The organism is Chryseobacterium sp. MEBOG06 (assembly GCF_021869765.1).
In the GTDB taxonomy this organism is placed as follows: Bacteria; Bacteroidota; Bacteroidia; order Flavobacteriales; family Weeksellaceae; genus Chryseobacterium.
This window is the reverse complement of the sequence record NZ_CP084580.1, coordinates 1,909,951-1,931,889: the sequence shown is the minus strand read 5'-3', so window position 1 is coordinate 1,931,889 and position 21,939 is coordinate 1,909,951. Positions and strand designations below refer to the sequence as shown.

Annotated in this window: 15 protein-coding genes and 3 tRNA genes; 4 read left to right on the top strand and 14 right to left on the bottom strand. The window is 36.8% G+C overall.

Annotated features, from left to right (window positions below; all coding sequences use genetic code 11):
- Window positions 1-9 precede the first annotated feature (9 nt).
- Both LF887_RS08850 and LF887_RS08845 read right to left on the bottom strand, forming a co-directional pair.
- Complete coding sequence (locus LF887_RS08850; protein ID WP_236858767.1) at window positions 10-3,165, bottom strand: efflux RND transporter permease subunit; 3,156 nt, start codon at window positions 3,163-3,165, stop codon at window positions 10-12.
- 5 nt (window positions 3,166-3,170) lie between these two features.
- Window positions 3,171-4,319, bottom strand: a complete 1,149-nt coding sequence (locus LF887_RS08845) for an efflux RND transporter periplasmic adaptor subunit (RefSeq protein WP_236858766.1) — start codon at window positions 4,317-4,319, stop codon at window positions 3,171-3,173.
- 327 nt (window positions 4,320-4,646) lie between these two features.
- On the opposite strand from LF887_RS08845, the gene LF887_RS08840 reads away from it, so the two are divergent.
- Window positions 4,647-5,402 (top strand): helix-turn-helix domain-containing protein, encoded by a 756-nt coding sequence (locus tag LF887_RS08840; RefSeq protein WP_236858765.1) that lies wholly within the window; start codon window positions 4,647-4,649, stop codon window positions 5,400-5,402.
- Window positions 5,403-5,429: 27 nt separating this feature from the next.
- Window positions 5,430-6,596 (top strand): FAD-dependent oxidoreductase, encoded by a 1,167-nt coding sequence (locus LF887_RS08835; protein ID WP_236858764.1) that lies wholly within the window; start codon window positions 5,430-5,432, stop codon window positions 6,594-6,596.
- Window positions 6,597-7,326: 730 nt separating this feature from the next.
- Here the strand turns inward: LF887_RS08835 and LF887_RS08830 are convergent.
- The gene (locus tag LF887_RS08830) at window positions 7,327-8,751 is read right to left on the bottom strand and encodes a tetratricopeptide repeat protein (RefSeq protein ID WP_236858763.1); all 1,425 of its coding nucleotides are present in this window, start codon (window positions 8,749-8,751) and stop codon (window positions 7,327-7,329) included.
- A gap of 105 nt (window positions 8,752-8,856) precedes the next feature.
- Window positions 8,857-10,296 (bottom strand): tetratricopeptide repeat protein, encoded by a 1,440-nt coding sequence (locus LF887_RS08825; RefSeq protein WP_236858762.1) that lies wholly within the window; start codon window positions 10,294-10,296, stop codon window positions 8,857-8,859.
- Window positions 10,297-10,736: 440 nt separating this feature from the next.
- Between LF887_RS08825 and LF887_RS08820 the strand changes: the two genes are divergently transcribed.
- Window positions 10,737-11,225, top strand: a complete 489-nt coding sequence (locus LF887_RS08820) for a GNAT family N-acetyltransferase (protein ID WP_236858761.1) — start codon at window positions 10,737-10,739, stop codon at window positions 11,223-11,225.
- 252 nt (window positions 11,226-11,477) lie between these two features.
- Here the strand turns inward: LF887_RS08820 and LF887_RS08815 are convergent, their stop codons facing one another.
- The 10 genes from LF887_RS08815 to LF887_RS08770 form a co-directional block, all read right to left on the bottom strand.
- Window positions 11,478-12,698 (bottom strand): TCR/Tet family MFS transporter, encoded by a 1,221-nt coding sequence (locus LF887_RS08815; RefSeq protein ID WP_236858760.1) that lies wholly within the window; start codon window positions 12,696-12,698, stop codon window positions 11,478-11,480.
- Window positions 12,699-12,797: 99 nt separating this feature from the next.
- A complete protein-coding gene (locus tag LF887_RS08810; RefSeq protein WP_236858759.1) occupies window positions 12,798-13,670 on the bottom strand; it encodes a helix-turn-helix domain-containing protein in 873 nt (290 codons plus the stop codon).
- Between the two features lie 194 nt (window positions 13,671-13,864).
- Window positions 13,865-13,937, bottom strand: a tRNA-Lys gene (locus tag LF887_RS08805).
- 128 nt (window positions 13,938-14,065) lie between these two features.
- Window positions 14,066-14,138: transfer RNA gene (locus tag LF887_RS08800), tRNA-Lys, on the bottom strand.
- Between the two features lie 295 nt (window positions 14,139-14,433).
- Window positions 14,434-15,135: a DAPG hydrolase family protein gene (locus LF887_RS08795; protein WP_236858758.1), complete on the bottom strand. Its 702-nt coding sequence runs from the start codon at window positions 15,133-15,135 to the stop codon at window positions 14,434-14,436.
- A 211-nt stretch (window positions 15,136-15,346) separates the two neighbouring features.
- The gene (locus tag LF887_RS08790; protein ID WP_236858757.1) at window positions 15,347-16,135 is read right to left on the bottom strand and encodes a helix-turn-helix domain-containing protein; all 789 of its coding nucleotides are present in this window, start codon (window positions 16,133-16,135) and stop codon (window positions 15,347-15,349) included.
- 223 nt (window positions 16,136-16,358) lie between these two features.
- Window positions 16,359-16,431 (bottom strand) — tRNA-Lys (locus tag LF887_RS08785).
- Between the two features lie 512 nt (window positions 16,432-16,943).
- Window positions 16,944-18,536 carry a beta-carotene 15,15'-monooxygenase gene (locus tag LF887_RS08780; protein WP_236858756.1) on the bottom strand — a complete coding sequence of 531 codons (1,593 nt, stop codon included), beginning with the start codon at window positions 18,534-18,536 and terminating at the stop codon, window positions 16,944-16,946.
- On the bottom strand, window positions 18,529-19,593 hold the full coding sequence (locus LF887_RS08775) for an HlyD family secretion protein (protein WP_236858755.1): 1,065 nt from the start codon (window positions 19,591-19,593) through the stop codon (window positions 18,529-18,531). The genes LF887_RS08780 and LF887_RS08775 overlap by 8 nt, the downstream gene beginning before the upstream one ends.
- 4 nt (window positions 19,594-19,597) lie before the next feature.
- Window positions 19,598-20,914: a TolC family protein gene (locus LF887_RS08770; RefSeq protein WP_236858754.1), complete on the bottom strand. Its 1,317-nt coding sequence runs from the start codon at window positions 20,912-20,914 to the stop codon at window positions 19,598-19,600.
- A 132-nt stretch (window positions 20,915-21,046) separates the two neighbouring features.
- Between LF887_RS08770 and LF887_RS08765 the strand changes: the two genes are divergently transcribed.
- Window positions 21,047-21,859, top strand: a complete 813-nt coding sequence (locus tag LF887_RS08765) for an AraC family transcriptional regulator (protein WP_236858753.1) — start codon at window positions 21,047-21,049, stop codon at window positions 21,857-21,859.
- Window positions 21,860-21,939: the final 80 nt, after the last annotated feature.

Genomic DNA, 21,939 nt, shown 5'->3' with positions numbered 1-21,939 from the left:
ACCGGAGGGTTATTTTTTATTTTCAACAATCAGTTCGTCATTTTCGTCATATTTACTGCTTACTGCTTTTTCCTGCAGCCCCTGGAAAATTACATACAGCCCGGGGATAACGAAAATTCCCAATAAGGTCCCAAACAGCATTCCACCAATAGACCCTATCCCAATGGATTTATTTCCGTTGGCTCCCACACCAGTAGAGAACATTAAAGGCATTAATCCAAAAATAAAAGCCAGGGAAGTCATCAGAATAGGTCTTATTCTGATTTTCGCTCCTGCCAGAGCACTGTCCAGCAGACTCATCCCCTCATGTCTCTTTTCAAGTGAGAATTCTACCATTAAAATAGCATTTTTGGCCAAGAGCCCTATCAGCATTACCATACAGATCTGCACATAAATATTATTATCTATTCCAAATAACTTGGCAAAAACGAAAATACCACTCAGTCCTACCGGCAGCGAAAGAATAACTGCCAACGGGAGAATATAACTTTCATATAATGCACTTAAAAGCAAATAAACAAAACATAGGCTCAAAAGGAATATAATTCCCGCCTGAGAGCCGGAGCTCTGCTCTTCTTTACTGATTCCACTGTATTCAAAACTGTATCCGGGAGGAAGAGTCTGATCTGCCACTTCATTGATTGCCTGCATTGCCTGCCCTGTACTGTAGCTTGCATTGGGAGATCCACTTACCGAGATCGCATTATACATATTAAATCTTGAAACAGAAGAAGGTCCATATACCTTTTTCATGGTAATATATTCTGAAATAGGGCTCATCGTTCCGCTTTGGGTTCTGATTTTAATATTATTCATCTGCTCTACAGTTCCCCGATAAGGATTGTCTGCCTGAAGAATAATTTGATATTGCTGTCCAAATTCTGTAAAGTTGCTGATGTATGAACTTCCGTAGTACACATTCATAAGGTTTAAGATATCAGAAGGCTGTATTCCGTTATCTTCACATTTTGCGACATTTACGTCTACTTCATATTGCGGAAAATTAGGATTGAATGCTGTTGCTGCATATTGAATTTCACTTCTTTTATTAAGTGCTGAAAGAAAATTCTGGGCAACGTTATAAAAATCACCAATGCTATGCCCTCCTCTGTCTTCTATTTGAAAAGTAAATCCGCCACTTGTTCCGAAACCACTAATGGTAGGCTGCTGCATAAAATTAATAGAAGCTCCCTGTATATGTTTTGTTTTTTCTGTAAGCTGTTGTATGACATCTTTATCTGTAACTCCGGGCCGCTGGCTCCATGGAGTAAGCCTTAAAATAAGCATCCCATATGAACTCCCGCTTCCTCCAAGCTGGTTTTGCCCCAACGTAGTCATAGAAGCCTGTACTTCAGGGATTGTATGTGCAATATGGTCGATCTGGGTATTGACTGCCTGTACTCTTTCTTTACTGGCGGCTACCGGAAGAGTTACGTTAACGAATATAGTCCCCATATCCTCTGAAGGAACGAAACTGGAGGCTACACTTTTAATAGTCACATAAAACAATCCGCCAAAAATAATTACCAACACCACTGTCAGCCATGTTCTTCTTATAAGAAAGCTTACTGTATCTGTATATTTATTAATCAGTTTTTCATAATTGGAATTAAAACCTGATTTCATCTTTTGTAATAAACCTTTTTTCTTTGCTTCTTCTTCGTGATTCGGCGGCCTTAGAAACATGGCGGCCAATGCTGGGCTTAAGGTAAGAGCGTTCACTGCGGAGATCATGATTGCTACTGCCAGAGTGATTCCAAACTGTTTGTAAAAAACTCCTGCAGAACCTCCCAGAAAAGTTACCGGAAGAAACACAGAAGCCATTACAAGGGTGATCGAAATAATAGCCGGAGCAATTTCTCCCATTGCATCAATTGCAGCCTTACGGGGAGAAGTATAACCGTGTTCCAGTTTACTGTGAACAGCTTCTACTACCACTACCGCGTCATCCACTACAATACCGATGGCCAGTACGAGAGCGAATAAAGTAAGCAGGTTAAGACTGTATCCGAATAAATACAGGAAAAAAAATGTTCCTATAATAGATACCGGAACCGAAACACCATGAATAATAGTAGACCGTACATCCTGTAAAAAGATAAGAATAACCAGGAATACCAGTAAAAAACATTCCACTAAGGTATGGAGTACTTTGGAAATACTTTCGCTGAGGAAGTTATTGATATTCACCAGTTCCATCATTTTAATGCCTGAAGGAAAACTTTTTGAGGCATCAGCCATTACTTTTTGTGCCCCTGTAATCACCTGTTGGGCATTGGAGCCCGGTGTCTGGCTGATCGCCACTGCAACAGCAGGCTTTCCGTTGATTGCTGTAGCACTGGTATAAGTTTGTGTTCCAAGATCAATCCGTGCAACATCTTTTAAATAAAGATACTGTCCGTTACCAATAGATTTGACAATTACATTCTGAAACTGTTCTAATGAAACCAATGTTCCAGAATAGGTAATATCATATTGGAAAGCCTGATCTAGATTATCACCAATTTTTCCGGGAGCCGCATTAAAGTTCTGCGCATTCAAAACTGCGGTTACATCAGCAGGCACCAGTCCGTAAGCTGCCATTTTATCAGGTTGTAGCCAAATCCGCATTGCATAGGTCATTGCTCCCCCAAATATAGTAGCTCCCCCTACTCCTTTTGCTCTCTGCAATTGAGGAACAAGGTTAATAGCAGCATAATTCTGCAAAAACTTCTGATCATATTGAGGACGTTCACTGAATAAACCCACAATCAGGACATTACTGCTCTGCTGTTTTCTTACGGTTACCCCAGCCTGGGTTACGGCCTGTGGCAGCTTAGAAAGAACAGTACTGATCCTGTTCTGAACATCTACCGCAGCCTGATTAGGATCTACGCCCACCGCAAAATAGACGCTGATACTGGCAGAACCCGTGTTACTGGCAGAAGAAGTCATATAGGTCATACCTTCTACCCCGTTGATCTGCTGTTCAAGCGGAAAAACCACACTGTTAATAAGCGTAGTGGTATTAGCTCCGGGATAAGATGCCGAAACCTGAATGGTAGGAGGTGCAATATCAGGATACTGAGCAACGGGTAAACCACTGATTCCTAAAACCCCTAGAACAACAATGATTACAGAAATCACCGTACTTAGCACTGGTCTTCTTATAAATAGTTTCAGCATGGCGATCAGTTGGATTTGGATTTCATGGTACGGTAAATTTCAGCTGCATTGGCAGGTGTTGGCTTAATGACTGTGCTGTCACTAATATTGAGCCCGTTAAGGACCAATTGATCCCCTGCATTAATCCCGCTTTTCAGCACTACAAAATTACCATCATCAGTAGGAGAAGTTGTCACAGCCTCACTCATCACCTGATTTCCTTTCATCATTTTATATACAAATGATTTATCCTGCATTTGATAGACAGCCGTTTGCGGAACCAGCAAAGCATTATTTAAAGTGACAGGAATGCGGATGGTAGCACTTGCTCCATTCTGAATAATTCCCAGTTTATTATCAAATACCACTTTAAAGGTCGCTGTTCCGGTACTGCTGTCAATACCTCCGCTGGCTGTTTCCATCCTGCCTTTTTCCGGATATATAGTACCATCGGCAAGCACCAGACTGATAAGTGGCATATTATTCAGCTTTTCTGCTGTGGTACTGCCTTTCATACTGCTCATGAAACTCAGCAGTTGCTTTTCGCTTAAAGAAAAGTAGGCAAATATATTGGTGGTATTGGAAAGCGTCGTAAGCGGATCTGTTGCTGTACTGCTTACCAACGCTCCAATTTTATAAGGAATAAGACCGATTGTTCCACTCTGAGGACTGCGGATATAAGTATATCCCTGATTGGTCTGAGCATTGGCAAGAGTCGTTTTTGCCTGTGCCAACGCTGCTTCCTGAGACTGTAATGTATATTGAGCAGAGCTCAGTTCATATTTACTGACAATTTCCTGCTGTACCAGAGGCCTTGCCTTTTCTACATTCATCCTTGCTGTATTTACATTGGCTTCAGCAATTTTTATAGCGGCTTTTGCGCTGAGGATATCCTGCTCATACTGAGGATTCTTGATTCTGAATAACAATTGTCCTTTGGTGACAGAAGCTCCTTCTGGCACATAAATATCCTGAAGATATCCTGAGACCATCGGCTTAATTTCTACCACATTCTGACCTTGTATCGATGCAGGGAAATCATTATAAACAGTAACTTCTCTGGGTGCTAATGTCAGTACCTGATAGTTTTGTATATCTGGTGCTTTCTGTTGCTTTTTTTTAGCACAGGAAAATAATATAACCAGCAAGAAAGGAATATATGCGCCTTTTTTCATATCAATGTGAGTGTCTAGAATAAAAACAGGAGGGATTCCATTTTTTTATTTCATTCATATAAAAATAAGATATTAATAGATTATTTTTCAAATAAATATTTAAAATTTTATTTGAAAATGTATATTTCCAATAAAAAAGTAACGTTTTAAAATTAAAAAACCTTATTCACATTGCATTCTTAAAGGCAATGTGAATAAAAAAAATATTATTCATTGTCTATTTTTTCTTTTGGTTTGTGTACATCATTAGATGATCAAATTATTTGTTTTAGTTTAACTATTTTTTGTAATTTTCTTTATCAAAACCTGTATATATCCCTTACTAGTATGGACAATGACTTTTATTACAATTTTGTCGAACCCGATGAAGCAATTGCTTACTTTGTGGAAAATATAGGAACATTTCATAATCTATCCGATACCCCCAAAGAAGTGGTTATCATTCCCGACGGAAGAGTTGATCTATTTTTTTCACAATCGCCAACTGAAGTTTTTCATATTACCCTTCTCGGGCTAGAAACCTATCCGGAGCAAAGGCTTATTTCTCCGCATACCACTGCTTTTATTATCAGTTTTAAACCTCTTGCCGTTGAATATATTCTAAAAACCTCCATTGCCGACTTATTAAATACCGGGAAAGATCTTCCCAATGATTTCTGGGACTTCAATTCCGATGATTTACAGGATTTTGACGCTTGCTGTGTAAAAGCTATAAAAAAACTAAAGGAGCTTATTCCCCTAAAAATAGATGCAAGAAAACGTAAGCTTTTTGAACTGATCTATACATCGAAAGGCGAAATGAGTGTAAAGGACCTTTCAGAAAGTACAGGATGGAGCAGCAGGCAGATCAACCGTTATTTCAGAAAGCAACTTGGGCTATCATTAAAGGCCTATTCTACGATATTACGTTTCAGAGCCTCTCTGGAGCATATTGCAAAAGGAAAACTTTTTCCTGAGCTTAACTATACGGATCAAAATCATTTCATCAAAGAGGTGAAAAAATTTTCAGGAGTAGCTCCGAAGGAATTGTCAAAAAACCAAAACGACCGATTTGTACTATTATCTGTGTTGAAGGGAAAGTAATTTTGTCCTGTAAAATTTAAATTAAAAATGCTGACAGACAATAAATCAATAGCAATCGTTGGTGGCGGCCCTGCAGGACTTACACTGGCCAGACTTTTACAGCTGAAAAATGCAAATGTAAAAGTATATGAAAGAGATACGAATAAATATGCCCGCGTACAGGGTTCTCCACTGGATATGCATGAAGACTCCGGATTGGCCGCTATACGTAAAGCTGAGCTGCTGGAAGTCTTCAAAAAAACCTTTCGCCCCGGCGCTGATAAAACACTGATTATGAATGATCAGGGAGAAATCTTTTTCAGTGATCACGGAGCCAAACCTGAAGAAGATTTTGGTGATGAACATTTCCGCCCTGAAATAGACCGGGGTCCTTTAAGAAATATGCTCCTTGAATCTTTACAGCCTGAAACAGTAGTATGGGGCAGCCATTTTGTATCTATGGAACCCCAAAATGAAGGATGGCTGCTCCATTTCAAAAACGGTACATCAGCGTATGCAGATCTTGTGATTGCTTCAGATGGTGCGAATTCTAAAATACGTCCTTATCTGAGCGACCAAAAACCCGTTTATTCCGGAGTGATCATGCTGGAAGGAAATGTATCAAAAGAAAATGCTCCTCATATAGATGCCTTAATTAAAGGCGGGAAAATAATGGCTTTTGGAAACACTAAAAATATATTGATGGGCCAGAAAGGCAATGGTGATCTTGGCTTTTATGCAAGCTTCAAAGCAGATGAGAACTGGCCTGCAGAAAGTGGATTAGATTTTTCTGATAAGACGCAGCTCCTGACTTGGTTTCAGGAAAAATATTCTGAATGGAGTGATCTCTGGCAGGAATTATTTGAGAATGCTTCAACTCCATTTATTCCACGCCTTATTTACTATATGCCTTTAGATCAGACCTGGGAAACAATGTCCAATTTAACGCTGATGGGTGATGCTGCCCATGTAATGCCTCCATTTGCGGGTGAAGGGGCTAATATGGCTATGCTTGACGCACTTGAACTCAGTGAATACCTCGCTGGTAATAATTACAAAACATTAAAAGAAGCTATTGCAGCGTATGAAGTCAACATGCGCAAAAGAGCAGCCAAAGCCACATTGGAATCTCTTGAAAATGGAGAACTGATGCACTCTGAAAATGCTTTAACAGAAATGCTGAATTTCTTTAACGGGCATCATACGGATCAGTAGAGAGATGACACAATGCCAAGACTTTTTATTCTTGTTTCATTTTGATTCTGCTTTGTTAAAAATATTGATAAAAGGCTGTCTCAATATTTGAGGCAGCCTTTTTCATTTTGAAAAAATAAATTCCATTTTAGATCATTTGATCCAGTTTTTTGGAGAAACTTTTAATATGCTTATTTAACAGTTAACTATTTGAATGATTATTCTTAATTCAAGTCATAATAGGAATGCCACTAATCGTCTAACCCACAAATCTATATTTTAAATTCAAAAAAGGATAAAAAAGACCTACTACACCGATACAGCATTAAATCAAACACCTAATTATCAACATGTTAAAAGCCAAATCCAGGACAAATTCTTTTTAATATAAAAATTCAGTTGCATGAAAATAAAATTTTTATCCAAAAGATATTTAGGGAAAATCAAAGTATAAAAGCAATTATGTAAAGAAGTCCTGTCAGAAGCTGATCATTAAAAAAAATCCTGATAGTGGAGAATGGGTTTAAATTCTTACAAAAAGGATACATTTTCTCTATAAAAATACAATCTACTATATATCAAAAAGTTATGATCATCAATTTCACATGTAGTACTTGTGTAGTAGTCGTTTTTTTCTTCCTTTGATAAAAAATATCCAAATTTGAGCACAAGACCACTAAAAATTTGAGTGGTGAAAGGAGAATATTTCGAATACTGTCTGACATGAGAAATCAGGCAGTTTTTTTTGGAATTAATTCAGGTCATCAAAAAACTGATAAGTATCTGTTTCGGTAGGAATATTAAGTCTTTTCCTGATTCTGTATTTTTTCTGCTGTACAGTTCTGTGCTGAACCAAAGTATAGTTTGCTATTTCTTTGGAACTGAAATGAAGTTTTAACATCGCACAAAAAACCAGTTCAGAATTCTCCAGGTTCGGATTGATAGCAAGAAGTTTATTTATAAAATCAGGGTATGCTTCTTTAAAGTGATCAATGAAATCAGGATCATTATTTCTGGCCAGCTCCATGATTTCTTCCTGTGAATTATCATTAATCTGATTTTTCAGATTTTCAGACTCTTTTTTAAGAGCTGCTTTTCGCTTTTTCAGCAAGCTTATCATCCTCCATCCGTATACTCCTAATAATGACAAGCCTGCAAGAGAAAAAAGAACCACCCACTGTATATTATTCTTGTGTTTTTCTGAATCTTTTCTTGATTCTTTGATAAAGGATTCCATATCCAGATTTATTGTTGCCAGTAGTGCTGTATTAGTCTTATCTCTAGCCTCTGTATAGGCATTCAGATAAAAATAAGCTTTCTTTTTATCCCCCAGATGCTCATATACCATTCTGAGATCATTATAAATATACTTCCCATAGTAGGCATAGATCCGTTTTGTTTTTGCATCTATTTTCAGTGCCTGTTTAAGAACTTCTTCTGCTTTGTCATACTGCTTATCCGCAATATAATATTCTCCCATAATGGTATTGGCATACAAAGCGATTCCATCTTCTTTTCCTCTGTCCCGAGCTTTATTATAGGCAATCGTTACATATTTGAACGCGGAATCTCTGTTTTTAGACATATATACATAATCACTTATAGCGCAGTCTGTAAGTCCTGTATTATCAAGCTTTTTTGCCTTATGAAAATATTCCAGTGCCTGCTTAGTCTGCTTTTTTCCAACAAGGTAAAGCGCGCGTCTGAAATAAATATTAAAAGTCAGATAATTCTTCAATTCAGATTTCCCGCTTTTCTGCAGGCAGTCCATCGCCTTACTATTATATTCGAAAGCTTTATCAAATCTTCTGAGTTCAAGATTAAAGCGTCCGTACACATTATAAAACCTTGCCTTATGAATATTATTTTCTGAATCTTTCATAATTTCTTTTGCATTATCAAAAAGGATCTGTGATTTCTGATAGTTTTCAAGGGAAATATTCAGTTCTGCCAAATTGATATAACACAGCGCTTTTCCATCCTCATAGTTTATTTTATCAGCCAGTTTATAATATCTTTTATTAAGATTAACAAGGGAATCATATTCACCCGAAAGCCGATACTTTTCATTTTGATTCAGCAAGGGAGCGTCAAAATTTTTCTCATATTCTTCCTGAGAATGAGAATGGCACGAAACCAAAATAATAAGCAAAGCAGAAAGAAAAATACGTATCATGAGTTTTCTGTACTTGAACTAAATTCTATCTATAAGTTATGATAAACAAACACCTGAAATTAAAGGAATTAAAAATCCTCTGATGAAAAAACACCGTTTTACTTTTTAGGATTTTATATTTTCAAAAAAATCATAAATATCAACATCGGCAGGAATGGTAAGTCTTTTTCTTATCCTGTATTTTTTCTGTTGTACAGATCTGTGTTGTACAAAAGTATAATCTGCAATTTCCTTGGATGAAAAACGCAGCTTCAGCATGGCGCAGAAAGAAAGCTCTGAATTCTCCAGATCAGGATTGATCTTTAGAAGTTCACTCACAAAATCAGGATATAGTTCTTTAAATTTCAGCAAAAAAGACGAATCATTCTTCCTGGCGAGTTCAATAACTTCTTCCAGCTGCCTTGTATATACATGGGTTTTCAGCTCTTCAGTTTCCATTTTCAGGGCACTCTTATTCACCTTCATTACCGTGATTACCTTTCTCAGATATCCCCCCAGGATAGTGAGAACAGCAATTGACAGGGCAATGAACAGCGGCAGATCATTTTTATGCCAGTCTGATTCTTTCTTTATTTCAGAAATGAAATTCTCAGTAGCCTTATTCATGGTAGACAGCCGTGCAACATCGAGCCTGTTTTCCTCTTCCATATATTTCTTTAAATAATAATATGCTCTACCTCCGTCGTTCTTTTTTTTGTAAAGCTCTGCTAATGCCTTATAAACACCATTGATATGAGAGGAATAGGTACGTCTGGTTTTTATATTGATTTCGAGGGCTTTTTTCAGTGCCTGTTCTGCTTTTTCATTATTATTAACCTCATTATAATAATATCCCATTGTATAGTAAACCCAAAGAGATTCCACATCACTTGTTTTCTGACTCAGCATCAGGTTATCTGCTTTAGCAACATATACTCCCGCAGCCTCAGGCTCTTGGTTAAATAAATAGTACTGAGCAACCATACTATTGGTATACGCTGAATTTTCAAGTTCGTTTCCTTTGATAAAAGATTTCAGGGATGTTCCCCGCCATCCTTTCCATGCAAAATAGATTCCTCTGTTCACATAAAGCCTTGGAATAAGCTTATTTTTGAGATCTGAATCTTTAGCTTTTATTGCATATTCAAATGCTTTATTATTACAGTCTATAGCCTTATCATATGATTTCAAATGAGAAAAATACAGACTGTAATCGTTGTAAAACGTTGCCTGGTGATAATAATTTTCTGAATGCTCGAGATTTTTTTCTGCTTTATTAAAGAAAAACTGCGCTTTTTCATAGTTTCCCGCAGAGACGTTCACCCCTGCTATATTGAGATAACAAAGTGCCTTCCCTTCCGGATAATTCATTCTAACCGCTTTTTTCAGATAGTTTATATTTAATCTGATAAGCGCTTCATATTCACCGGAAAGCTGCAGTTCCGAATTTTCGTTGATTAATGATACATCAAAAGCCTCCCTTCTTTTATCCGGAGAGTTCTTATTACATGAAATTATAACCAGTAATAAGCCTATACAAAACGCATAGGTTACGATTTTAACCATGACCGCTGCATATTTCTTATTGTTTTTAACATGTACCAAAACCTGATATTATTACTCCAGCCTTCTTTTCTATACCCCCGAGTAGGTATACTATTTTCAATCTAAAAAACCAAAAAACACGAACTGAATAACTGCTATTTTGACAATCTACATTATAAATATACATAAATTATTATGCCAATTATTAGAATAAAAATTTATTTTTCCAAGCATAAATTGTAAATTTTTCATCAATATTGCATTATTACCGTAATACAGTAAACTTATGTTCTTTACAAATTTTGAGATAAAAAAAATAAATCAATTATTATTTATTTTTTAATAAATCACGCTGATGATGCATTCACTTTTTTTAACTGATAAGAAACATTTAACTACATTTGTATGACCGAGTTTCGGAAATCACATGCATATTTGCAGCTTGAAATCTCATACAAATTATGATAAACATTACATATCGACCGTTGCAGGCCGCCGAAAGCAAAATCTACCGGGCAATTCGTCTTGAAAGCCTTAAAACATATCCGGAATCATTTGGCGCCAGTTATGAAGAAGCTTTAAAAACCGGAAAGTTCAGAATAGAAAGTGATATTGAAGATCAAACACCGGAAAGGTTCGTTTATGGGGCTTTTGCAGATCTGCATCTTGTTGGTATTTGTGTTTTCGTAAAAGGTGAAAATAACACCGGACATATTTATCAGATGTATGTGAAAAAAGATTTTCAGGGACAAAATATAGGTTTTGGATTAATACAAGCGGTAATTAATGAAGTAAAAAACAGGTTCAATACCATTGAGATATTGCTGGAAGTAACCCCGGGCAATGACAAAGCCTTTTACCTTTACAGAAAAATAGGATTTAAAGAAATAAAAGAAGAAATCAGTGTAAAGGAAAATTCCGGCAATCTTGTAATGAAATATATGGGATAAAAACAAAAAAAAAGAATTACTAAAACAGTAATTCTTTTTCGTTGTGAACCCATTGGTGCAAAACCCGAACTCCCTACTGGAAGAGGTGTGATTAAATCAGCTAAAAGATATTAATCCATTCAGGCATATCTATACAAATAATTGATCAACATATACCTGCCCAACCAAAGCCTCCGGAAAAAATCAGGTAAGCTACAAAGATAAAGACTGATTATTTGTACTCATTATGTGGTGTCGTTTTTATGCTTTAGATCACGGTTTGCTTTTTCTCTGAAAAGTAATATATATAATAATTGCACTAATCGCCATTAAAATGGATGCTAGAAAAAATGGCGCTCCTGAAAATTCAAATGGTGCTTTGTCATGTGTAAAATAATAGAATAAACTGGTCATAATCGGAGGACCTATAATAGACGTAGCACTCACTAAACTTGCTAATGCTCCCTGAAGTTCGCCCTGTTCATTGGAAGGAATATTTTTACTTATTATTGATTGTAGTGCCGGCCCACAGATTCCTCCTAAAGAATAAGGGATAAGGCAAATAAACATCATCCACCCTTGATTAGTAAATGCAAATAGCATTAAACCCAAGGCATAGAATAGCAGCCCAAAATATACACTTTTCTCTTCTCCTAATTTTGGGGTTGTCCACCTTATCAGAACTCCCTGTACCAATCCAATCAATAGACCAAGTAAACCGAGTGATAAGCCTACAGTTCTTTCCGTCCAATTAAATTTATACATGGTAAAGAAATGCCAGTTGCTTTGTACAGCATGAAGAGCAACATAGACCAAAATTAAAGCAACGACAAGGTTTGATATTTTTGATTGTTTTCTAAAAAAATTAAATGTTCCTATAGGATTTGCACGTTTCCAGTTAAATGAGCGACGTTTATCTTTTTCTAAACTTTCTGGTAGTATAAGCAATCCGTAAAAAAAATTTACCATACATAATAGAGCGGCAACATAAAAGGGAACTCTTGCACCATAATGACCAAGTAAACCACCTATTACCGGACCTATAATAAATCCCAATCCAAAAGCAGCACCTATCAAACCGAAATTTTTGGTTCTGTCTTCATCGGTGGATATGTCAGCTATATATGCACTAGCCGTTGAAATAGTGGCCCCAGTAAGCCCGGCAATGATTCTTCCAAAAAACAGCCAACCAATGGATGGTGCAAGTGCTAATAGTAGATAATCAACAGCAAATGCAAAAAGAGAAATTAGAATAATTGAGCGTCTTCCATATTTATCACTGAGATTACCCACTATAGGTGCAAATATAAATTGCGTAATAGCATAAGCGAAACCGAGCCAACCTCCATATTTTGCTGCTTCACTAAGATCACTATGGATAAGTTCTACAATGAGTTTAGGAACCACGGGAAGTATAATTCCCCAACCTGTAATATCAATCAACAACGTGATAAATATAAATCCGATAGCTGCTTTTTTACCTGTTTTTTTCATGCTGTAAAATTAAACAGAGATAAAAAGAAGGAATTGACAGTTTAATGGAGTTTACGTACAATCTGAAAGTTGGTGGGATAGATCGCCGAATATAAATTATTATTCGTTTCTATAAGTTTTTGGCGACACGCCTACTATTCTTCTGAAGTATCTGCAAAAGGTACTTGTCTCTTCAAAATGAAGCTCATTGCTAATTTCCTTAATAGATAAATTAGAAGATTTTAATAATGTTTTAGCGTGCAGAATTGTAATATGATCAATCCACTGTAGTACAGATTTTCCAGTTTTCTGTTTTAGGAAAGCCGACAGATATTGTGGTGTTAAATGTAGCTTTTCTGCATAAAATGCAACACTTCTCTGTTGGTTAGCATACTTTGAGATTAGTCGATAAAAATCATCTATAATCTCATGTGTTCGGTTTTTTACTAAGCTTTTGTTGTTCGGTAAATTAGAATATACTTCAGAAATCATACTAATCAGGACCATAACAAGATTCCGTAGCATTTGTGTCTTATTACAACTCGGCTTTTTATGATAGAAGTTTTGTAAAAGTCTCAATAATTCATTCTGGAGCTTTATATCTTCGGGTTGAAGTCTGATAATGGGCTGCCATCTAATTTGGTTATTCATTACAAACTTACGTAGAAGGGGAAATTCTGTAATAAAATCTAATGAAAGACCAATTGTTAGTATTTCTGCATCTTCGCTCAATGACTTTGTGTCAATCATTAATTGCGGTTGTAAAACAGCAATATCACCCGTGTTTATTTCATACTCTAAAAAATGGATTTGCGATTTCATGGATCCTCGTACCATGAAGCCAAGTAATAAGCCATCAAATAGGCGACTATGCGCTGTATATTTCTTCTTTGGGTCATTTTGTTGACTAAGAATAACTATTCCCTCCGTCTTTTTCGAAGAATCAAGATTATACAGTTGATAGACATTATCTAAAGTTATAAATAGAGCCATGTACAAATATCCAAAAACGAAGCTTAAAAAGTACTAAAATAAATTAAAAAATAGCAGAGATTCTTTGGAGCAGCCCAGTAGATCCCATCGGAATTGGCTCAGCAGTGTCACCCCCTCTGGCCTTCTTGAATTGACCCCTTATTCTCATCCCGAAGGAAAACAAAAAAAGCAACTCTTTTGGAGTTGCTTTTTAGTGACCCGGCTGGGATTCGAACCCAGGACCCATACATTAAAAGTGTATTGCTCTACCAGCTGAGCTACCGAGTCGGCCTTTTTTAATTAAAATTGAATAATTAAAAACTACTCAATTTAATCTTATTTTTTTTATAGTTTCCGCAGATAGAATTTTATCATGCAGTGAATAAAATTACAAATCCAGTAATTTTTATTGTTAGTGACCCGGCTGGGATTCGAACCCAGGACCCATACATTAAAAGTGTATTGCTCTACCAGCTGAGCTACCGAGTCGGCCACTTACTTTTTTCAAGTAAACCCTTTGTTTAAGGGACTGCAAAGATAGAAATTTCCTTTTTAATTCCAAGTTTTTTCAAGCTTTTTTTATTAAAAAAATTCTCTTTAAAGAGGCAAAAGCGAAAGCGGTTATAAATTCAAAACTGAACCGGATCGTACAACTTGCTGAGCAATAATTATTTGAAAAAATGCTACATGAAAATTTTTCACATAGCATCTTTATAAACTTTTCTTTATTTTTCAAAACCGATGTCGCTTCTTTTATAAAAAAAAGACAGCTTATCGTGGAAAGTTACCATAGAATAGGCGCCTTATCTCCTGTTTTATTTTCGGCATAGTAAAGAGATGGAAGAATCTGCGCCAGATAGGTAAACTCACTGTAACAATGCTCCATCAGCCCGAATCCGATTTCATCAGACAGCTGGTGCTCACTGTCTGCTGCTAATGCCCCCAGAAAAAAATGACTTCTCAGTGTACATCCCTGCACCGTATCTCTTACCACATGAAACATATAGCCGTCTACCGGATCTCCGTTTGAATCTACCGGAGTATTTTCCCCAAATCCAATTCTGGCATAAATAACTGCACTTACCTCTCCGCTGCAATAAGCTTCTCTTAAAATTTCCGGACTGAAAATTTCTGCAGGATCATGAAATTTGATTGTCGCCGGTACAGGGGGAATATCTCCCAATGATTCTGTTGCATGAATAGTAGCCCCTATATAATTCTTATGCTTAATCCATTGATGATCCCATCCCCCGTGTTCTATATGATCGTGAGGATGCCATAACTTTAAATCGGCAGTGGTTTCAAAATACTTAAACCACCAGTCCAGCATTTTTCCTTTACAGTTGTGTAAAACATTCCTCATAGCCACATGAAGCATTCCGTTGTCCAATCTTCTGATACCCGCTTCAAGAGATATGGGTTTAGATGATAATAGAGCGTCAATATTCTCAAAGATCTGGCTTTCAATTTCCTTTGTCAATTCCATACTTACTATTTTTTATACTTGTTAAATATTGAGCTGAAAATCCTGTACTCCACTACAAGATCAGCCATGAATAATAAGTCAAAGTTAGATCAGCCCTGTAGAAATGTACTTGCACAATTATCCAATCCATCTGTACAATTTGGAAATAGGTAACCCGGTTGAAAAATTTCAATGATACGGCGCTGAAAAAACCGGAATTCAAAAAGAAAGTTTAGAGCACTGAATTAAGTTTCTTAAAATCTTCGGGAGTATGACCTGTCTGCTTTTTATAAAATCGGGAAAAATAAGCCGGATCATCAAAGTTTAGATCAAATGCAATTTCCTTTATTGTGAGTTCACCTGCTATGAGGCTTCTGCTGGCTTCCAAAATGACTCTTTCATGCAGAAGCTGTGTAAGGGTCTTGTTCATTTTATCCTTAAGAATCTGGTTAATCCTCTTTTCACTGATGCCCATTTTTGACGAATAAAAATCTGCTTTTCTTTCTGTTTTATAATTCTCATCCATCAGCATAATAAACTGATACACCCTTTTCTGATTGACATCCTGATTCAAAAAGTAATTTTGGTTAATGCGGATAAGATTCAGTAAAAAAACCTTTAACAAAGCCTTTAAAGCCAGAAAAGTTCCCATTGGATGACTGTATTCTTTTTCTATCAGTATTTTTAGATATTCAAAGGTTTCCACAACATCCTGATCTAAACGAAAACTGGAATACTGTCCGTGCATATTGAAAAGATTAAAAACATCCAGTGCGTATTCTTTATTATCTTCTTCCAGATATTCTCTTTTGAAAGCAATTAAACAGCCCTCTTTATCGTCAATGCTCATCTCAGCAAGGCGATATGGAGGGATAAGAAAGATTTCGTGTTCCTGATTTTTTTTAAGCCAGATCATTTCAAAGAAATCAGCCCTGTAGGGACTTTGCATATAATTATCCGGACTATGGTGTAATTCAAAAAAAGTAAATTTTAAAGGATCTGTCTGATGAATGAATTTCATATTGGTGCCCAGATTTTTGTTATATACAAATATACAGCAGTGTTTTCAATTAATTCATTGATTGATATAGAGAAACTATCTAAAGTTTTTATACGCTTTCAATCAGCAGTGAGAAACATCTTATATCAAGCACTTTTTATCATTACATCAGTCTGCAGCTTATCCCGATTAGGCACCTTTCAGATAAAAAAAAGAACTACCAAAGGATAGTTCTTTCTGATTGTGACCCGGCTGGGATTCGAACCCAGGACCCATACATTAAAAGTGTATTGCTCTACCAGCTGAGCTACCGAGTCGGCCACGTACTTTTTCAAGTAAATCCCTTTGTTTAAGGGACTGCAAAGATAGAAATTTCCCTTTTAATTCCAAGTTTTTCCAACTATTTTTTTGCTGTTTTTTTCATCATCATCAGCAAGCATCTGTTTATAAATAAATTACGCTGATCTGTTTTTTTATAAAAAATTCGGACTCCCGTTGATTCACTATTGATTTGTAAAAAAACTATTATTACCGACCGTTGTCAATACTTTTTTTCAGGATTATGAAGGTCTCAATGTCAAATTTTACTCCACTATCTTTAGGTTTTGAGGAAAGGGATTTCATTTTTAAAAATAAGTTGCTCAAAATCACATCATTACACTTAAATATTCAAATATTTAAGGAGACTAATCCATTTTTGATAGGTAAAAATGTTTTTTTTCAATACAAAAGAGACTGCCTTTGAAAGACAGCCTCTTACCACTCAACTATAAAAATAAGCTAAAACAGCTACACTCTTCTTAATTTTATTAAAATCTCAGCGTCAATTTTATGCAGGAGACAGCCTGCGGGATTTTAAATACAGGGCGGTACGGTTCAGATAAGGAAAAAGAAAAATCAACAGCATACATGCAGCAAGCATCCACACCATCATCTCATAATAATCCATAGCAAAACGCACATGATCCTGCACATTCATTCTTCCTACCAGCAATTTATTGGCAGCTTTCACAGCGCGGTCTTCAGGCATTCCTTTGGCAATAAGCTTGGCAGTCTGCTGATGAAGAAAATTTTTAACATCAGGATCTACAGCACTTAAATGATCCTGAAAGGCATTATAATGACGGCTTTTTTCAAAAAGTTCAAAAAAATTGATCAATGCAATGCTGATACAAAAACCGAAATAGCGCACCACCAGTGCTGTTGCCGCAGCCGATGGTCCAATAGAAGCCGGAACCGATGATATAATATAAATAATGGTAGGAACCATGATCAACCCTACTCCCAAACCCTGAATGAATAAGGGAATATAATAATTGTGCTCATCGGCCTGTACATCAAAAGAATAATACATCAATGCATGAAACAGCAGCAGCATCAAAAAACCCGGGCCCCAGATGTACTGGATTCTTTTCTTCTGCAATACCATACAGCAGGCGATGATCACTCCAGCAACAAGCCCGGCAAGATTAAAAGCATTAATGTATGAAATATGAAAAGGGTCCAAATGCAGTTCTGCCGCAAAGTAATTATTCGTAATCCCGGAAGCAAAGCGGCAAATATACATGACAAAAAGAATCAGTAAACCCACTTTGAAATTTCGGTATCTGAAGATTCTCAAATCAATATAGGGTCTTTTAATCGTATTCTGGCGGAAAACAGAGATGGCCCCCACGATTATAATTCCGATAACGCTGCCTAAAATTCTGTTATCCTCCAGCCAATAGTATTCCTGCCCGAAAATGGTGATATACCCGATTAATACCAATATGATACTCAAAAGCACAAAGCTTTCCCAATCCAGTTTATAGAGCGGAAATCTTGCATGGCTTCTGTAATTGCTCATGGCAAGGGTCAGGAAAACCAGTCCCGGAAGATAGGAGAATATTGCCGTTTTATAGACAATATTAAAATTATAAGAATCAATAAGATCCGCCGTGATCAGATTGTTGAAAGGCATAGCACAAAGCAGAATCCCAAAGAACACGGAAAAACTGATTTCCCGACCTCTTTCACTGCTCAGTCTTGTGAATATCTGGGTAAGCGATAAGTTGACATTCCCTGCAAACAACATTCCCTGAACAAAACGTACCGGAAACAGAATATACACCTCGCGGGTAAAATAGCAGATCAGGCAGGCCAGTATCTGTAATGTTGTGAATAAAAGAAAATATTCTTTGGCCGCCAGAAAGCTGAAAAATCTTCTTTCCAAGCTGTAAAAGCCAACATATCCGGCATAGAACAGCGCTACAGAAAACTGAATATCGGCAGGCTCACAGCCATAGTATCCTGCCGCAGCATTGACATTGGATAATGGCAGAAAGAATATAATGATTCCAGGTAGGGTCATGGAGAAAAGTATAATTTTCACCAGCCATTCAGGAGCCCATCTTTTGAAAAAAGGTGTTTTTCTTTTAACCATTAGAATGCTTTTTAGCAGCATATACATTCACGTTCATCCCTACTTTAAGGACATCAATTTCGTTTCTTTTACCATCCACTCTGATTCTCACTGGAATTCTCTGTACGATTTTTACGTAATTTCCGGTGGAGTTATCAGGAGGAAGCAATGAAAAACTTGATCCGGTAGCCGGAGAAAGTGATATAATAGTTCCCTGAAAATCTTTATCAGGATAAGAGTCGGCCACAATTTTCACATGATCACCAATATGCATATCTTTAATCTGCGTTTCTTTATAATTGGCTACGACCCATTTGTCGGTTTCATTGTTGACGATAAATGCAAGCGTTTCTCCAGCTTCAATCATTTGGCCCGTTTCAACAGTTCTTCTTCCCATTCTTCCATCATATGGAGCGGTAACAGCTGTATAACTGACATCCAGTTTATGGCGGTCCAGTAAAGCTTCCAGCCTTACAATTTCAGCCTGAACAACTGTTTTTTCAGCCTGAATATCATTGATTTTAGAAACGGATGCTGCATACTTATCCTGGGAAGATTTGTAATCACTTTCATTGATATCCAATGAGGCTTTTGCATCTTCAAGCCTTTGTTTGGTTGCAGATTCTTCATTGTAAAGCTTTTCGTATCTTTTATAGTCAAGCTCCTGTTTCCATACTTTTGCTTTACTGGCCTCTACCTGAGCCTGTGATGCTGCGGCTTCTTTAGCTGTGGTACCTGTATTGCTTGCCAGTACTTTCAATTCTGCATAGGCTTTCTGAAGAGCTGCCTGAGTCTGTTTTTGCTGAAGAACATACTCCCGGTTGTCAATCACCAAAAGAGTATCGCCCTTTTTTACTTCCTGATTTTCTTCAAATTTTACTTCTACAATGAATCCGCCTGCTCTTGAAATAACAGGATTAACGTATTCCTGCACCTGAGCATCATTGGTCTGCTCGTACCGATAATAATTTTTAAGGGTAAAACCTCCCCAGATAATAAGTGCAGCAACGATTAAGACTGAAATCCATCCTGTGATTTTTGTAATCAGCCTGTCGGTAGGGGTATATTTTTTTTTCATTGTATTATAAAGTGCCAGTAATATTTTGTAATAGATAATAATTGTTTTGTGCCATAATCTTCGCTGCTTCCAGTTCAAATTTGGTCTGCAGAAGCTGTATATCTGCATCCAGCAGATCGGTAATAAGGGAAGTCTGGCTGAAATACGTGTTTTTCATAATCCTTGCATTTTCTTTGGCCTGGACAACGTTGGTTTCTGCTACCTTTATCTGTTCAAGGGCTTCCTGATACCGCAGATAGGCTTCTTTTACCTGCTGTCTTATTTTATCTTCCGTATCCTTATGTACCTCTTCTTCTTTTTCAAATTCCAAAGCAGCCGCTTTTACTTTCTGAGTATTATGATACAGTGATGATATGGAAAATGAAGCTTTTAAACCTACAATTCCTAATGAATACCAGTCAGGATTATAAGGATAAAGAAAAATCTGGGGATTGGCGTAATAAAACTCTCCGTACAAACCTATTTTAGGGCTCACATTGGCTTTTACCTGTTTTAGTTTTACTTTGCTCAATTCGGTCTGTTGTTCTGATACGTGATAATCAAAAGAGTGATCCATGGCCAGTTTCAAATACTCATTATATGTCATTTTTTCATCCCATTCACTCAATGGTTCTTCAGGAATAATGATCTGTTCATCGGGAATTCCCAGGATAATATCTAACTTCTGCATTGCAATCAGAATATCATTTTCAATGGTGACCAGGGCCATTTTACGTTTGGACAGTTCAAGATCTATTCTTAAAACATCACTTTTCAGTACGACTCCGTTTTTATAAAGCGTCTGTATTTCTTTAAGCTGTACTTTCTGGTCTTCAATATCTTTTTTGATGAGATTTCTGAAGATCAATGTTTTCTGAAGATCAAGATAAAGGGCTGCCGTCTTGTAATGAATATCAGAAACGGCCTGTTCTTTTTGAATGTTTTTAATTTTCTGAAGCGTCTGAGTTTCTTTAATCTTAAGGTTCAGCTTATTTCCTTCATAAATATTCAGATAAAAATCTGCTCCTGCTCTGTAAAGTGTATGGATCACTTCGTGCTGGGTAGGTTTCGAAAAAATTCCGTTTTCATAAATAGGAATATTGGAAGCTTTTTCAATGGAACCTTTAACTCCAATTTCCGGAAGCCGTTCTCTTTTGGCATCTTTTACTTCTGCTTCGGCAATGTCTGTACTGAGGGTATTGATTTTAATATGACGGCTGTTTTCTTCAGCTCTGTGCCATGCATCTTTTAGGGATAAACGTATGGTATCAATTCTGGAGCTGCCTGCCGATATTGTGTAGGAAGTTCCCAGCATCAGCAGTCCGGTGAGATAAATTTTCATCTGAATTTTTCGAATTATTGCTCTGCAAATTTATTGGCAATCTGGAGATTATTTTTATCTAAAATAGTCAAGTTTTACATGATTCCGGCCAAATGATTATATTTGCATATTCATCATCATTTTAATACTTCAATGGGACTTATTGCAACACTTCCGCATATAGATGAACATGATAAAAGTGTATTCGTCATGCACGAAAAATCTGAAAAGCTGATTCCATTTCACAAGCATACAAAAGGACAGTTGAGCTATGTAGAAGGTGGAATAGCATATATTACGATCAACAACCGGACCTATGTAGTTCCTGCCAGGCATTTCTTCTGGATTCCTCAGGGGATGGAACATATCCTGGAAATAGGCCATACTGCTACGGTTCTGCATTCGCTGTATTTCTATGCTCATGATGATGATTCTGATCCTTTCTATGGAAGACTGGGAATTTATCCGGCTTCAGAACTTTTGATCCAGATGATCAGATATACAGAGATATGGGACGAAAAGCATGTCACAGAAAAAGATGAAAATTTTGAGTTTCTCATTGCCTTAAAAAAAATACTGCCCAAAACGCACAAACAGCCTTTGCCTATCATTCTCCCATCCACTCATAATAAGCAGATGCAGAGAATTACCTCTTATCTTGAATGGAATATCGGTGAGAAACATACACTTGCCAATGTAAGTACCAGATTCGGGTTGAGCGAACGTTCCATATCCCGCTTATTCAAATCCGATATGGATATTTCCTTTCTTCAGTATCTGAAAACTTTAAGGATCATCAAAGCTATTGAACTCCTTCTCAACACAGATAAACCCATCAATGAAATTGCAGATGATGTGGGATACAGCTCAATCAGTGCATTCAGCGACACTTTTCACGAGTTTACGCAATCCAGACCATCAGACTTAAGAAAGAGCAGTAAATCTTTCAGAAATCCTGCCGGATAAAGAGTAGAAGTATGATCTTTAGCAGGCTTAAAAAAATAAAAGAGTTTTTTATCTTCTATTAAAAATAAGTTACTACCTTT